The organism is Verrucomicrobiia bacterium, from assembly GCA_036268055.1.
GTDB lineage: Bacteria > Verrucomicrobiota > Verrucomicrobiia > Limisphaerales > Pedosphaeraceae > DATAUW01.
Genome location: DATAUW010000013.1, coordinates 107,359 through 121,043, shown reverse-complemented (window position 1 = coordinate 121,043; position 13,685 = coordinate 107,359). Strand labels below are relative to the sequence as shown.

11 protein-coding genes and 1 tRNA gene are annotated in these 13,685 nt (G+C 54.1%); 9 read left to right on the top strand and 3 right to left on the bottom strand.

Annotation, left to right across the window (positions count from 1 at the left end):
* Positions 1 to 105 precede the first annotated feature (105 nt).
* Positions 106 to 2,928: a DNA polymerase I gene (gene polA, locus VH413_07470; GenBank protein HEX3798523.1), complete on the top strand. Its 2,823-nt coding sequence runs from the start codon at positions 106 to 108 to the stop codon at positions 2,926 to 2,928.
* Between the two features lie 793 nt (positions 2,929 to 3,721).
* Here the strand turns inward: polA and VH413_07465 are convergent.
* Positions 3,722 to 5,431: a glutamine--tRNA ligase/YqeY domain fusion protein gene (locus tag VH413_07465; protein HEX3798522.1), complete on the bottom strand. Its 1,710-nt coding sequence runs from the start codon at positions 5,429 to 5,431 to the stop codon at positions 3,722 to 3,724.
* A 194-nt stretch (positions 5,432 to 5,625) separates the two neighbouring features.
* Here VH413_07465 and VH413_07460 point away from each other — a divergent pair.
* Both VH413_07460 and VH413_07455 read left to right on the top strand, forming a co-directional pair.
* Positions 5,626 to 5,700: transfer RNA gene (locus VH413_07460), tRNA-Glu, on the top strand.
* 129 nt (positions 5,701 to 5,829) lie between these two features.
* On the top strand, positions 5,830 to 6,084 hold the full coding sequence (locus VH413_07455) for a hypothetical protein (GenBank protein ID HEX3798521.1): 255 nt from the start codon (positions 5,830 to 5,832) through the stop codon (positions 6,082 to 6,084).
* Between the two features lie 16 nt (positions 6,085 to 6,100).
* On the opposite strand, the gene VH413_07450 is transcribed toward VH413_07455, so the two are convergent.
* Entirely contained in the window at positions 6,101 to 6,256 is a 156-nt protein-coding gene (locus VH413_07450) for a DUF3309 domain-containing protein (protein ID HEX3798520.1), read from the bottom strand.
* Positions 6,257 to 6,738: 482 nt separating this feature from the next.
* On the opposite strand from VH413_07450, the gene VH413_07445 reads away from it, so the two are divergent.
* Together VH413_07445 and VH413_07440 are read left to right on the top strand one after the other, a co-directional pair.
* Positions 6,739 to 6,888, top strand: coding sequence for a hypothetical protein (locus VH413_07445; protein ID HEX3798519.1), 150 nt, complete (start codon positions 6,739 to 6,741; stop codon positions 6,886 to 6,888).
* 212 nt (positions 6,889 to 7,100) lie between these two features.
* Positions 7,101 to 7,655, top strand: coding sequence for a hypothetical protein (locus tag VH413_07440; GenBank protein HEX3798518.1), 555 nt, complete (start codon positions 7,101 to 7,103; stop codon positions 7,653 to 7,655).
* 15 nt (positions 7,656 to 7,670) lie between these two features.
* Here the strand turns inward: VH413_07440 and VH413_07435 are convergent, their stop codons facing one another.
* The gene (locus VH413_07435; protein ID HEX3798517.1) at positions 7,671 to 8,297 is read right to left on the bottom strand and encodes a flagellar basal body-associated protein FliL; all 627 of its coding nucleotides are present in this window, start codon (positions 8,295 to 8,297) and stop codon (positions 7,671 to 7,673) included.
* A gap of 265 nt (positions 8,298 to 8,562) precedes the next feature.
* Here VH413_07435 and VH413_07430 point away from each other — a divergent pair, with 265 nt between their 5' ends.
* Genes VH413_07430 through VH413_07415 form a run of 4 tightly spaced genes read left to right on the top strand, consistent with a single transcriptional unit; the run spans position 8,563 to position 13,353 of the window.
* Positions 8,563 to 9,666 carry an HlyD family secretion protein gene (locus VH413_07430; protein HEX3798516.1) on the top strand — a complete coding sequence of 368 codons (1,104 nt, stop codon included), beginning with the start codon at positions 8,563 to 8,565 and terminating at the stop codon, positions 9,664 to 9,666.
* Positions 9,663 to 11,255 (top strand): DHA2 family efflux MFS transporter permease subunit, encoded by a 1,593-nt coding sequence (locus VH413_07425; GenBank protein ID HEX3798515.1) that lies wholly within the window; start codon positions 9,663 to 9,665, stop codon positions 11,253 to 11,255. Before VH413_07430 ends, VH413_07425 begins: the two co-directional genes overlap by 4 nt.
* Before the next feature lie 32 nt (positions 11,256 to 11,287).
* A complete protein-coding gene (locus VH413_07420; protein ID HEX3798514.1) occupies positions 11,288 to 11,926 on the top strand; it encodes a cytidylate kinase-like family protein in 639 nt (212 codons plus the stop codon).
* The gene (locus tag VH413_07415; GenBank protein ID HEX3798513.1) at positions 11,923 to 13,353 is read left to right on the top strand and encodes an efflux transporter outer membrane subunit; all 1,431 of its coding nucleotides are present in this window, start codon (positions 11,923 to 11,925) and stop codon (positions 13,351 to 13,353) included. Before VH413_07420 ends, VH413_07415 begins: the two co-directional genes overlap by 4 nt.
* Positions 13,354 to 13,685 lie beyond the last annotated feature (332 nt).

The following is a 13,685-nucleotide window of genomic DNA, read 5'->3' as shown; positions in this document are numbered from 1 at the left end:
GGTAAAAAACACGCCTGCGCTCGTTTTGTGTCCAGATGCGCTCGCGAAAAACCGCGTGCGTAAATTTGCATTGGTAGTTCGGCGGGTTCGGTTTATTTTTTTGGCATGGCTAAGAAATTATTTTTGCTGGATGGAATGGCGCTGGTGTATCGCGCGCATTTCGCTTTCGGCAACCGGCCCATCATGACGTCCAAAGGCGTGAATACTTCCGCGCTTTACGGTTTTACCCAGACCTTGCTCGACATCATCAAGAGCCAGCAGCCGACGCATATCGCCGTGGCGTTTGACACCGATGCGCCGACGCAGCGCCACGTGGATTTCCCCGAGTACAAGGCGCAGCGCGAGGATATGCCGGAGGATTTGAGCGCCGCGCTGCCGCATGTTCGGCGGATGCTTGAGGCGTTCAACATTCCGGTGATCATTTGCGATGGCTTCGAGGCGGATGACATCATCGGCACGCTGGTGCGCCGCGCGGAAAAGGGAGATTTTATTTCGTACATGGTGACGCCGGACAAGGATTTCGGGCAGCTCGTATCCGACAAAATTTTTATCTACAAGCCTTCGCGCATGGGCGAGGGGATTGAAGTGTTGGGCGTGCCGGAAGTTTTGGCGAAATGGGGAATCGAACGGGTAGAGCAAGTGATTGATGTGCTCGCGCTGTGGGGCGATACTTCCGACAACATTCCCGGTGTGCCAGGCATCGGGGAGAAGACGGCGGCGAAATTGGTTACACAATTTGGTTCGGTGGAAAATTTGCTCGCGCGCACGAGTGAACTTAAAGGCAAGCTGAAGGAAAATCTCGAAGCGCATCGCGAGATGGCGCTGTTGTCGAAACGCCTCGCCACGATCATTTGCGACGTGCCGTGTCCGATTGGGCTGGAGGAATTGCAACTTCGCGAGCGGGATGACGAAACGATTAAGCAACTCTTTGTCGAATTTGAATTTAATTCGCTGGGGCGGCGTTTGTACGGCGAGGAGTTTAAGGCCGGGCGAGGTTTTGAGAAACCCAGTGTCAATGCGACTGAGGAAACGGCGGAATTCGCGCTTACGTCAGACTCGGATGAGGTCGAAGAAACTACGGATGCCGCGCAATCACCGCCGCCTGCGGCTGCAAATTATCCGACCATCAAGGACACGTCGCATGAATATCATTTGCTCACGACCAAAACGGAACGTGCGAAATTGATCGGCAAATTAAACGCACTAAAATCGTTTTGTTTCGATACCGAAACGACTGATCTCGATGTAAAAAAAGCGCGGCTGGTGGGCATCGCGTTTTCGTTTACTGCGCATGCGGGATATTATGTTGCGATGCCGCGAGATGCTGAAGGCGTGGAGACGGTGTTGGAAGAATTTCGCGCGGTGCTCGAAGACGAGCGCATTGAAAAGGTGGGGCACAATTTGAAGTACGATGTGAGCGTGTTGAAATGGCACGGCGTCACGGTGCGCGGGAAGTTGTTTGATACGATGATCGCGCACAGCCTCATTGAGCCGGATTTGCGGCACGGCATGGACTATTTGTCCGAGGTTTATTTGAATTACACGCCGGTTCCGATCACGCAGTTGATTGGCGATGAGAAAGGCGAGCAGATCAATATGGCGGACGTCGCGCCTGAATTGGTCGCCGAATACGCGGCGGAAGATGCGGATGTGACCTGGCAGTTGCGTGAGAAGCTCGAGCCGTTGTTGAAGGAAAAGGGGCAGGAGAAAGTTTTTTATGAGATCGAGGCGCCGCTGATTCCGGTGTTGGTGGATATGGAATTCGAAGGCGTGCGCGTGGATGCCATCGCTCTCGCCGAATTTGCGACGCAGCTTGCCAAAGAAATGTCGGACCACGAAGCGACGATTTATGTTCTGGCCGGCACGAAGTTTAACCTGAATTCGCCGAAGCAGTTGGGGCAAATTCTTTTTGACGTTCTCAAACTTCCCGCGCCAAAGAAAACCAAGACCGGCCAGTACGCCACGAACGAACAGACGCTGCTCTCGCTGGCGTCGGAGCATGAAGTGGTGAAGCGGTTGCTCGATTATCGCGGCGCGACCAAACTGAAATCCACTTATGCCGATGCGCTGCCCACTTCGATCTGGGAAAAGACCGGACGCGTCCACACGACTTACAACCAAATGGTCACGGCGACGGGGCGGCTCAATTCGCAAAATCCCAATTTGCAAAATATCCCGATTCGCACGGAGCAGGGGAAGGAAATCCGCAAGGCGTTCGTCCCGCGCAATGTTGAACACGTTCTCCTCTCAGCGGATTATTCGCAGATCGAATTGCGCATTATCGCCGCGCTCAGCAATGAACAGGGAATGCTCGAGGCGTTCCGGCAGAATGTGGACATCCATACCGCGACGGCGGCGAAAGTGTATGACGTGATGCTTCCGCTGGTGACGCCCGAGATGCGGCGCAAGGCGAAGATGGTGAATTTCGGAATCGCGTACGGCATTTCCGCATTTGGATTGGCGCAACGCCTGGGCATTCCGCGCAAGGAAGCGGCGGCGATCATCGAGCAATATTTTGCGCAATATCCAGGCATCGCAAATTATATGCGGGTGACGATTGAGTTTGCGCAGAAACATGGCTACGTGGAAACGGTCACAGGACGGCGGCGCTACTTGCGCGACATTCGTTCAGCGAATGCAACCGTGCGCGGCGCGGCTGAGCGCAACGCCATCAACGCACCCATCCAGGGAACAGCCGCCGACATGATCAAAATCGCGATGGTGAATATCCACCGCGCGTTGTTGGAAAGAAATTTGAAAACGCGGATGTTATTACAAGTACATGATGAATTGGTTTTCGACGTGTATCGCGATGAGGAGGCGGAAGTTCGGCCATTGATCGAGGAGAAAATGAAAACGGCGATTCCGCTGGCGGCGCCGATTGAGGTGGAAATTGGGTCGGGGGTGAGTTGGCTGGAGGCGCATTGAGTTAGGGAACATTTTTTAAACGCGGAGATTCGGTGATAGAAGATTTTATTAGCGGTTGGCGCATGCCGCGTAGTTGGCCTGAGTGATAAATAATGTGAGGTGAGGCGATGCAAAATCCAGAAACGAAATCAAATACAAGAAAAGGAAAGCGCGTTTTAAGAATTTCAGTGCTAGTGGCCGGTCTTTTTTTTCTTATTGCAATCGCTCTAACTCCAAGACTCGGAAGCAGTCTTGGCATGCCGTGGCCGGATTTTTTTTTGCACTTGGGGTGTGATGACAGTCGCCGCATTAATTTGCCTTTGGGGGTTTTATTCGGCTAAGCAAAGAGGAGAAGAAATCAGTGTGCTTTATGTTTTATGTCCTTCACTTCTCTTGCTGGTGTTATTTCTAATGTTCTACAGATACGATATAATTCGGATTATTTTACATTTGGAGGATGTTAATTGAAATTCAAACCAACCGCGTATTACGGCGGAGCTGCATGAAAAAATGCAATGTTTTGTCTCCTGCTCTCTGCACCACGCGGGATTTCACCACGTACGGGCTATCATCCGTGCTCAGTACATCAAGCGGTGCAGAGAGCAAGAGACTCGATAATTGATGTGGTACAACCTGATTCCCCACTACGACCGCTCCTTCCAGTAATGCAGAAAGTTTAGCACGCGCGCGCGGCTTTTGCAAACGGGCGCGCAATACGTTGGATTTGAAGTTCTTTCGTCCTTGGCATCTCGGCGCGCAGCCGAGCCCACCAAATTATTTGGGACTTGCGGTGGCGATTGAGAGCGGCGCGGATTTATTTGGCGGCTTCCTTGGCCCAGGAATCGCGCAGGGACACGATACGATTGAACACGAGTTTTCCCGGTTGCGAATCTTTGGGGTCGGCGCGGAAGTAACCGAGTCGCTCGAATTGGTAGCGCGCTTCGGCTTTGGCGTCGGCGAGGCTCGGTTCGAGTTTGGCGCTGGTCAAAGTTTCGAGCGAATTGGGATTGAGAAAGGTTTTGAAATCGCGGCCTTCTTCGTCGGCGTCGGGTTGTTCGACGGTGAAGAGGCGGTCGAACATGCGGACTTCGGCGGAGACGGCGTGCGCGGCGGAGACCCAATGAATCGTTCCCTTGATTTTGCGGCTCGCGGTCGCGCCGCCGCTTTTGGAATCGGGGTCAATGGTGCATTGCAACTCAGTGATCTCGCCGTTGGCATCTTTCACGACTTCAACGCACTTAATAATATAGGCGTAGCGAAGCCGCACTTCGTTGCCGGGCGAAAGGCGGAAAAATTTCTTGGCGGGCACTTCCATGAAATCATCGCGCTCGATATAGAGGACGCGGCTGAATGGGACTTTGCGCGAACCGGCGCTCGGGTCTTCGGGATTATTCACCGCGTCCAATTCCTCAATCATGTGGTCGGGATAATTCGTCAGGACGACTTTGACCGGGCGCAACACGGCCATGACGCGAAGGGCGCGTTTGTTCAAATCTTCGCGGACACTGTGTTCAAGGAGCGCGATATCGGTGAGGCCATTGTATTTCGTCACGCCGATGCGCGCGCAAAAGTGGCGGATGGCTTCAGGCGTCACGCCGCGGCGGCGAAGACCGGCGACGGTCGGCATGCGCGGGTCGTCCCAACCGGTGACGAGATTTTCCTCCACGAGCTGCAGGAGCTTGCGTTTGCTCATGACAGTGTAACTCAAATTAAGACGCGCGAATTCGATTTGCTGCGGATGGCAAGGCGTCTTGAGTTCATTCAAAATCCAATCGTAGAGCGGGCGGTGAACTTCAAATTCCAGCGTGCAGATCGAGTGCGTGATGCCTTCAATGGAATCCGAAAGGCTATGCGCATAATCGTACATCGGGTAAATGCACCAGGCATTTCCGGTGCGGTGATGCTCGACTTTGCGGATGCGGTAGATGGCGGGGTCGCGCAGGTGAATGTTCGGCGACGCCATGTCAATCTTCGCGCGCAAGGTTTTTGCGCCGTCGGGAAATTCGCCGGCACGCATCCGTGCGAACAAATCCAAATTCTCCTCGATCGTGCGATTCCGGAAAGGACTTTCACGCCCGGGAACGGTCGGCGCGCCGCGATAGTGGATCATTTCGTCGGCGGTAAGGTCGCACACGTAGGCCTTGCCCATTTTGATCAACTCGACGGCGAAGTCATAAAGTTTGCCGAAATAATCCGAGGCGTAGAATTTATTTTTGCCCCAATCGAAGCCGAGCCAGTTGACATCTTCCTGGATGGAGTCCACGTATTCCACGTCTTCGCGCGCAGGATTGGTATCGTCAAAGCGCAGGTGGCAGATGCCGCCGGAATTTTCGCCGGCGATGCCGAAGTTCAGGCAAATGGATTTCGCGTGGCCGATGTGGAGGTAGCCGTTGGGCTCTGGGGGAAAGCGGGTCACAACGCGGCCACCGTGCTTGCCGCTTTGGTTGTCGGCGGCGACGATGTCGCGGACGAAATCTGCGGGCGCTGGTGCGGGAATGGCTGGGTCGTTAGGTGGCGTCGTCATGAAAATTTAATTTTATTGAAGCGTAACAAAGATGGGACAGATAGCACAATCAAAACCAAATGTCCTTGCAATGACCACTGGGAGAAGAAGCCGCGGGTGGAACACGAATTAAACACGGAAGATGAGCTTGCGATTGATTAATTAATTTTTCGTGACAATGTGGAAAAGGTGATTATAGTTCACCCCCCGATAACGACCCTATCGTCTAGCGGTTAGGACACTGCCCTTTCACGGCAGCGGCACGGGTTCGATTCCCGTTAGGGTCGCCATCTTTGCTTAAGCTTTTAGCAAGTCCTCAAAAAAGCCTGTTTTTCCTGACCGCGTATACCCCTGAGAGCGATAGTTGACGGTGACGTGTACTGGCGTCATGGTGATTCAAACCAACCAAAGGAATACACATGGAAACCGCCGCTGGCACATTAACCGGAATCGTCGGGCTAGTTCTCGCCGCCTTAGCATTTATCCTCGCCATATTTTGGATTCTGCTTCCGCTGCTGCTGCTGGCGAAGATGGATAAGATTTTGAAGGAAATGCAGAAATTAAATGAAGGCCAGTCCGCCCGTCAGTACGATGTGATAAATAATCTCAACAGCATCGTGAGCAACACCGCCGTGACCGCTGCTGCTGTGAGTCCGCAAACAAAGGTCGGGTAAGATCGAGAGCGGAGGGTTACTTGCGACCGCGAAATCCGCCAGTAAGAAAAATGATCAGGATGATCAGGAGAATCAGTCCGGCGCCGCTTCCGCCAACCACCGGGCCACCGAAATAAAAACCGCCGCCGCCGAACAAGAGCAGTAGAATGATTAGGATTAGCAAAATGTCCATGTGGCATTATGACCGCTTTCGGTGAAGCGCCAAAAAATATTTTGTTCGGCTTGCTTGCCGAGATGCAGCGCGAGGGGAAGTGGCATGAATTAAGTATGAGGGGGTGCGGAAATTGGCTACTGGCTTTCGCCTTTAAGAGTCCCATCAAAATGTCGCAAGTGAATGGAGAGTTTTGTAAAAGCTCACAAAAAGGCTATAAATCAGGCTTGATATGGCGTTTAGCGGGTTTGGTGGAGGCATCGAAATGGGGTTTGATTCTCATTAGGGTCGCCAATCGTTTTCGCTGCGTCCCACGTCCTTTTAGGTGATCCATACAAATACCAGAATATCGGATTTGACATTTTTTTATAGTTGGGGTAAAGGTTTTAGACCTTCCCATTAAGGTTTACCCAAGAAAGCTTCTTTTTATTTCGCGTGTGTGTTGGTTTGGTTCAACCCACCCTTGACGGTTTTGCCGGTTAAAACACGCAACAATCTTGGTTATGATGACAGGTGCAGCCATTGGGGTGACCGTTTTGCTCGCGGGTGTGTATTTCGTTTTGCCGTATCATCAGGCGCATCGGCGGCGAAAGGAACTCGCGCGCAAAATTCAGGAGCGGCAAGGTCGCGCGGCGGGCAAAGACGTTCTCTGAATACCGGCCTTGCATTTTCGTTTGACAAAAACGCGCATGGGGCGAATCTAGCTTTGCCTCAAACTTCATTCGCAAGAGTGATGTAATCCTACGAGGCAGTGGGGAGCCTGGAGGCTCCCCTCCTTTTTTTGGGTGAGAGTTTCAAAACTGCTATTGCCCGAACATTTTATCCGCTTCACTTTTGCAATGCGTTTTCTTATTGTTTGGCCACTATGAAATTTGCCACAGTTGCCTCCCGGCGGTTCCTCGGTTTGATTATTTTGCTGGCTTCGTTGACGGCGGTGCGCGCGGATGCGCCGGCGACGTTCACGGTTGGTGAATTCACTTTCACGCGCCCGGCAAAATTTGAATGGGTCGAGGTCACTTCGGAAATGCGCAAGGCGCAACTAAAAGTTTCCGATCCTGATACCAAGGCGGTCGCGGAAATCGTGTTCTTCCAATTCGGCCCGGGCGCGGCGGGCGGCGTGCAGGCGAATGTGGATCGTTGGATGCGGCAATTCGCTGAGCCACGTGATCAAATCCACGCGGCGAAAGAGGAGGTCACGGTCGGCAAGACCAAGATTACTTATGCGTCCGCCGAGGGGACTTATAAAAGCGGCATGCCCGGCAGCACGCTCACGCCGATGCCGGATTATGCTTTGCAAGGCGCGATCATTGATTCCGATGATGGCGCGGTATTCGTGCGTATGACCGGCCCAAAGGCGCTGGTCAAGGCGTCCACCGACGATTTCAAGAAGATGGTGGAGAGCGGCCCGAAGAAAAACTGACGGACGGCGTGTTCCTTAATCGGAATCGCCCGGCAGAAGTTTTTCGTTGATGCGTTTGCACTCACTGGGAATCAAGCGTCCCTCGTGATCGTAGTGCAATTCGATCACCCAGTTAAAAATTCCCGAAGGCCATTTGCCACCGGGAAAAAGTTTGTTTGGATCTGCGCCGAGACCTTCAATGAGGTCCGGAATTTTTTCATGATGCCAAGCGATGAGAACGCATTTTCCGTGATGTGTTGTGCGAAGGTCTTCGACTTCGTTCGCAAAATTTTTATTCTTAACGTGGTTATCAATGGTCAAACCGAGATCCTGCGCGAGCGGTAAGAGTGTCAAACGTGGGCGGCGGCTTTTCTCCGAGTCTGCTGTGGCAACCAAATAATCCGGCCGCAGTGGCTTTGAATTCACGGTGAAGTTCTTGAAATAGTTCACGTAGGCGATGGCGCGTTGCTGACCGGTGGGCGATAACTCGGCTCCTTCTTCGGGCTTTTCAGCGTGGCGAATAATCAATACGACGGTGTCCTTTAGTCCGGGCGACGGTTCGCTGGCAATCGCGGCGGCATCGAGCGGAACGGAAAAAGACTTGTGAGCGAACAACGCCATCGCCACAACGGTCGTGAGAAGAATAGCTTTTGGAAATTTCATAGATGACCGGGTTATTCGTGTCGAAGCATGGAGATTCGTCAAGTTGATTCGATTAATGTTTTCGGCGTGACATTGCGCGGGGTTGGACGTATTCATCGGCAGCGAGTCGGGTTGCACAAGCGCGCCCGGCTAATGCCTCGGCCATCCGACCGTCGCGGCACGCAATACAACAAAAATGGACGCATATATTATTGCCGTTCGTTATTTGCCCGCTCATTTTTCATAAAATGCGTTAAGGTAGTTGCAATTATCGAAAGGAACTGCGATGGACGAAAAACCAGCGGCGACAGGAATAAAAACTACTTTGGCTGGAGCCGAGCCAGGCACTTTGCCGCCCGCGCCGCCGCCACGCATAAAAAAGAAAAAGATGCCATTTATTCTTGGCGCCGTCGGCTTGATCGTGATCGTGGCCGTCGTCATTTATTACATTCAATGCGTCGCCCCGTATGAATCCACCGACGATGCGTTCATCGAGAACCACGTCACGATTGTGAGTCCGCGCGTTTCGGGACCGGTCGTGAAACTATTGGTGGACGATAATCAAATTGTCCAGCAGGGAGACTTGCTGGTGGAAATTGATCCGAGCGATTACGAAACGAAAGTCACGCAGGCGCAGGCCGACCTGAAGACCGCGCAGGGCCAGCTCGAACAAGCCAAAGCGCAGATCACGGTGGATCAAGCCAAGGCGGATCAGGATCGCGCGCAGGAAGCGGCGTCCGAGGCCGACGCGATCCGCGCCAAGGCGGATTTACAACGCTATTCAACCGTGGAAGCGCGGGCGATTTCCGGCACACAACTCGACCTCGCGCAAGCCCAGGCCAAGGTGACGATTGCGAACGTGAATGTCGCCACCAATCTAACCAAAGCCGCCGACGCGCAAGTCGCGCTCAGCCGCGTGAACGCCGAGACCGCTGAAGCCGTCGTCAAGCAAGCCGAGGCGAAACTTCACCAGGCCGAACTCGACCTTTCTTACACGAAAATCACTGCACCCGTGAGTGGGCGCGTCACCCGCCGCACGGTGGAGCAGGGGGCTTACCTGCAAGTGAGCCAATCGCTGCTCGCCCTGGTGCCGAAAGAAGTCTGGGTCGTGGCGAATTTCAAGGAAACGCAATTAGCCAACATGCGTCCCGGCCAGCCGGTCACGATGACGATTGATGCCTATCCCAAGCGGAAATTCAAAGGCAAGGTCCAGAGTTTGCAGGCAGGAACCGGCGCGCGCTTCAGCCTTTTGCCGGCGGAAAATGCCGTAGGTAATTATGTGAAAGTGGTTCAACGCATTCCCGTCAAAATTGTTTTCGATGAACCGCTCGACGCGCAATTAGATATTGCGCCCGGCATGTCGGTCGTGCCCGAGGTGAAAGTGAAATGAGCGCGGCTGCCGCCACTGCCGGGGAAATTCACGTACCGGTTGCGGAATGGCGTCCACGCGTCAATCCGTGGTGGATCGCCGCCGCGGTCATGCTCGCGACGTTCATGGAAGTACTGGACACTTCCATCGCCTCTGTCGCGCTGCCCTACATCGCGGGCAACCTTGGCGCGAGCCGCGACGAGGCAACATGGGTGCTGACGAGTTACCTTGTCTCAAACGCGATCGTGCTGCCAGTGAGTGCGTGGTTCTCAAATTATTTCGGGCGTAAACGATTTCTTATCGGCTGCATCATCATTTTTACGCTGTCCTCGTTTGCGTGCGGCGCGGCGACGAACCTCGGAATGCTGATTCTCGCGCGCGTGATCCAAGGGGCGGGCGGCGGCGCGTTGCAACCGCTTGCGCAGGCTATTTTGCTCGAGAGTTTTCCACCGGCAAAACGCGGTGTGGCGATGGCTGTGTATGGCCTCGGTGTGATTTGCGCGCCGATCATCGGCCCGACGCTGGGTGGCTGGCTTACGGACAGCTATTCGTGGCGCTGGTCCTTTTATATTAATATTCCGGTGGGCGCGCTGGCGGTATTTCTCATCTCCATGTTTGTGGAAGATCCGCCTTACATCCGCAATGCGAAGCGAACACGCTTTGATGCCATTGGCTTCGGGTTGCTCAGCATTTGGCTGGCGACGTTGCAAATCATTCTCGACAAGGGGCAGCAGGACGATTGGTTTGGAGCACTGTGGATACGCTGGTTTGCGGCGATCTCGGTGATCTCGATGTTTACGTTCGTATGGAGATCGCTGAGCACGTCCTCTCCGATTGTGGATTTGCATGTGCTAAAAAATCGAAATTTCGCGATCGGTTGTCTACTGTTTGGAATGTTCGGCGCATGCTTGTACGCATTGATCACACTGCAACCTTTGTTTCTTCAAACACTCTTGGGATATACAGCGCTGGACTCCGGGCTCACTGTAAGCCCGCGCGGGCTGGGCGCGGTCGTGGCTTTGTTCCTGGTGGGTGCGCTGGTGCAAAAGGTCAATCCACGTTTTTTGGTGGCGTTCGGTTTTCTGATTTTCGGGATCGCGAGCTTTTTGTTCAGCCGATTCACGCTGGATGTTTCAATGCGAAATATCGTGCCGGCGAATGTGCTGAATGGGTTCGGCACCGGTTTTATTTTCGTGCCGCTCACCGGACTGGCTTTGGGAACGCTCACCAACGAACAAATCGGCAGCGGCACCGGCATTCAAAACCTCGCGCGCAACATCGGTGGCGGCATCGGCATATCCTTCGTCTCGACCATGCTCGAACGATTTGCGCAGGCGCACCAAGTTTTCATGGTGGGACAGGTGACCCCGCTCAATCCGCTGTATCAACAACGCCTGCTGGCGGCACAGCACGTTTACAGCGCCAGTTACGGTGTGCCCGACGCGCTTCAGCGGGCGCAAGCCTCGATTTATAATTTGGTGCTGCAACAAGCCGACTACTGGGCCTTCATGCAATTATTCTATGTCATCGCGTGGGTGTGCGGCATTTCGATCGTTGGCGTGTTGCTGTTAAAAAACGTGAAAGGCGGACGCCCAGTGGCGGTGCATTAAATTGTGAGCTAAAATCATTTTAACGATAAACCATGAAACGCATTTTGGTCATCGAACGGGAATACGGAGCCGGCGGCAGCGTTATCGCGGAAAAAGCCGCGCAACGGCTCGGCTGGAAATTGCTCGACCAGCAACTGACCGAGTCCATTGCCCGGCTCGCCAAGGTTTCGCCTGAAGATTGCGCGAAACGCCAGGAACGCATGGACCCGTGGCTGTACCGTTTGAGTAAAGTTTTCTGGCGCGGCAGCCACGAGCGCAGCGTGGAATTTGTGGATGCCGATGTGCTCGATTCGGATTGCCTGATTCATTTTACAAAAAAAGTTCTCGAAGAAGCGGCAGAGGCGGGCAACTGCGTGATCGTCGGCCGGGCCGCGCCTTATTATTTGCGCAAACGGCACGACAAATACTGTGTGTTCCTTTACGCGCCACGCGATTACCGGTTTCATCGGGTGATGGGAGACGTAAAAGATGAAGCCAAAGCCGTGGACCTCGTGGACAACGTGGATGCGGAGCGCGCGGAATTCATCAAACATTATTTTGGAGTGCAGTGGCCGTCGCGCCCGCTCTACGATTGCATGCTCAACACTTCCATTGGAGACGATGCCACCGTGGAGACGATCCTGCATTTGATGGATCAAGCCAACCAGCGCGAAGCCGCTATCAAATCATGAAAGCGATTTTATTCATCGTCGCAGCATCATTGATTTTCGCCGCAGGTTGCAGCGTGGGGCCCGATTATCATCCGCCCAAAACGGACACGCACGCGGAATGGGCATCGCCCTTGGCCGGAGGAACCACGAATGCGCCGATGACCGATACCAACTGGTGGAAAACCTTTCACGATCCGGAAATTGATTCGCTCATCGCCCGCGCGGTGCATTCAAACCTGAACTTGCGCGTCGCCACGGCGCGCGTCCACGAAGAGCGGGCGGCGCGCGGCGTAGTCGCGGCGGATTTTTGGCCCACGGCCAATGCCAGCGGCTCCTATACACGCGAGCGCTTGAGTGGAAATGGTTTTCCTGAATTCCCGCCGGGTGAACCGCTCGAAGCAAATGTTTATCAGGCGGGCTTTGACGCGAGGTGGGAAATAGATGTATTCGGCGGCACGCGCCGCGCGGTGGAAGCGGCGACGGCCGAAATTGGCGCGGCGGAATTTGGCCGGCGGGATGTGCTTGTGTCATTGCTCGGCGACGTCGCGCGCAGCTACGTCGAGGCCCGCGGATTTCAAAAGGAAATCGCCATCGTCCAACAAAATATTAAAGCGCAACAGGACGTCCTTGAACTTACCCGCGACCGTTTTAAGTCCGGCCTGACGAGTGATCTCGACGTCCAGCAAGCCGCGGCGTTGCTTTCGACGACTCAGGCACAAGTCCCGACGCTCGAAACCGGATTTCGCCAGTCAACTTACCGTCTCGACGTTCTCATCGGCCAGCGGCCCGGGACCTTGCTCGAAGAATTATCCGCCGAACAACCCATACCCTCCGTGCCGCCGCAAGTGCCGATCGGTTTGCCCGCTGATTTGCTGCGCCGCCGTCCCGACATTCGCCGCGCGGAACGGCAACTCGCGGCCTCAAATGCGCGCATCGGCGTGGCCGTCGCAGATTATTTTCCAAAATTCTCGCTCACCGGCGACGCTGGATTGCAAAGCGTCAGCGCCAGCGATTGGTTCACTGGCGGCAGCCGTTTCTGGTCCATCGGTCCGACGGCGCAATGGCGAATATTCGATGGCGGCCGCATCCGTTCCAATGTGAAAGTTCAAAACGCACGCGAAGAACAAGCGCTCGCCACCTATGAACAAGCCGTCCTCGGCGCGTTCCAGGATGTCGAAGGCGCCTTGGTCGCTTACGCGAAGGAACAAATCCGCCGCCAATCATTGATCGAAGCCGTGACCGCCAATCAAAACGCAGTGGACATCGCCAACCAGCTTTACAAAAATGGATTGGCGGATTTTCTCCGGGTGCTCGACTCGCAACGCTCACTTTACGAAGCCCAGGATGCCCTGGTCCAAAGCGACCGCACCGTCAGCGTAGATTTGATCGCCCTCTACAAAGCCCTGGGCGGCGGCTGGGAAGAAGTCGAACGCGAAGCGATGAAGTAAGATTGCGCGCTGATGAAACCCGTCTTGGTTTTCCTAATGAAATTCCACTGCGTGTCGTAAGATGTTTTCATAATGCGGATTCCAGTCTTCCAAAATGCGATGCTCGCCCGTGACATGCGAATTGAAAAGACCTCAGATCAAGGTTGCATAAACTTATTCATCTGCTGAGCCACGTCCCGCACCAAGGTGTTCAAATCAGCCACCTGAATTTCCTGCCCGGAAATGCACTTTGAGGCCTGGCATTACGCGCTGCGATGCGCTCGTTGGATTCGTCAGCGGGATGGGGCGAATTTGAATTTCTCAAAGCGGTTGTTGACGCACTGGAATTGATT

Excerpts from the sequence above, each read along its gene's own strand:
- polA (HEX3798523.1), top strand. The coding sequence starts at position 106 with ATGGCTAAGAAATTATTTTTGCTGGATGGAATGGCGCTGGTGTATCGC.
- VH413_07465 (HEX3798522.1), bottom strand. The coding sequence starts at position 5,431 with ATGACGACGCCACCTAACGACCCAGCCATTCCCGCACCAGCGCCCGCA.
- VH413_07455 (HEX3798521.1), top strand. The coding sequence starts at position 5,830 with ATGGAAACCGCCGCTGGCACATTAACCGGAATCGTCGGGCTAGTTCTC.
- VH413_07450 (HEX3798520.1), bottom strand. The coding sequence starts at position 6,256 with ATGGACATTTTGCTAATCCTAATCATTCTACTGCTCTTGTTCGGCGGC.
- VH413_07445 (HEX3798519.1), top strand. The coding sequence starts at position 6,739 with ATGATGACAGGTGCAGCCATTGGGGTGACCGTTTTGCTCGCGGGTGTG.
- VH413_07440 (HEX3798518.1), top strand. The coding sequence starts at position 7,101 with ATGAAATTTGCCACAGTTGCCTCCCGGCGGTTCCTCGGTTTGATTATT.
- VH413_07435 (HEX3798517.1), bottom strand. The coding sequence starts at position 8,297 with ATGAAATTTCCAAAAGCTATTCTTCTCACGACCGTTGTGGCGATGGCG.
- VH413_07430 (HEX3798516.1), top strand. The coding sequence starts at position 8,563 with ATGGACGAAAAACCAGCGGCGACAGGAATAAAAACTACTTTGGCTGGA.
- VH413_07425 (HEX3798515.1), top strand. The coding sequence starts at position 9,663 with ATGAGCGCGGCTGCCGCCACTGCCGGGGAAATTCACGTACCGGTTGCG.
- VH413_07420 (HEX3798514.1), top strand. The coding sequence starts at position 11,288 with ATGAAACGCATTTTGGTCATCGAACGGGAATACGGAGCCGGCGGCAGC.
- VH413_07415 (HEX3798513.1), top strand. The coding sequence starts at position 11,923 with ATGAAAGCGATTTTATTCATCGTCGCAGCATCATTGATTTTCGCCGCA.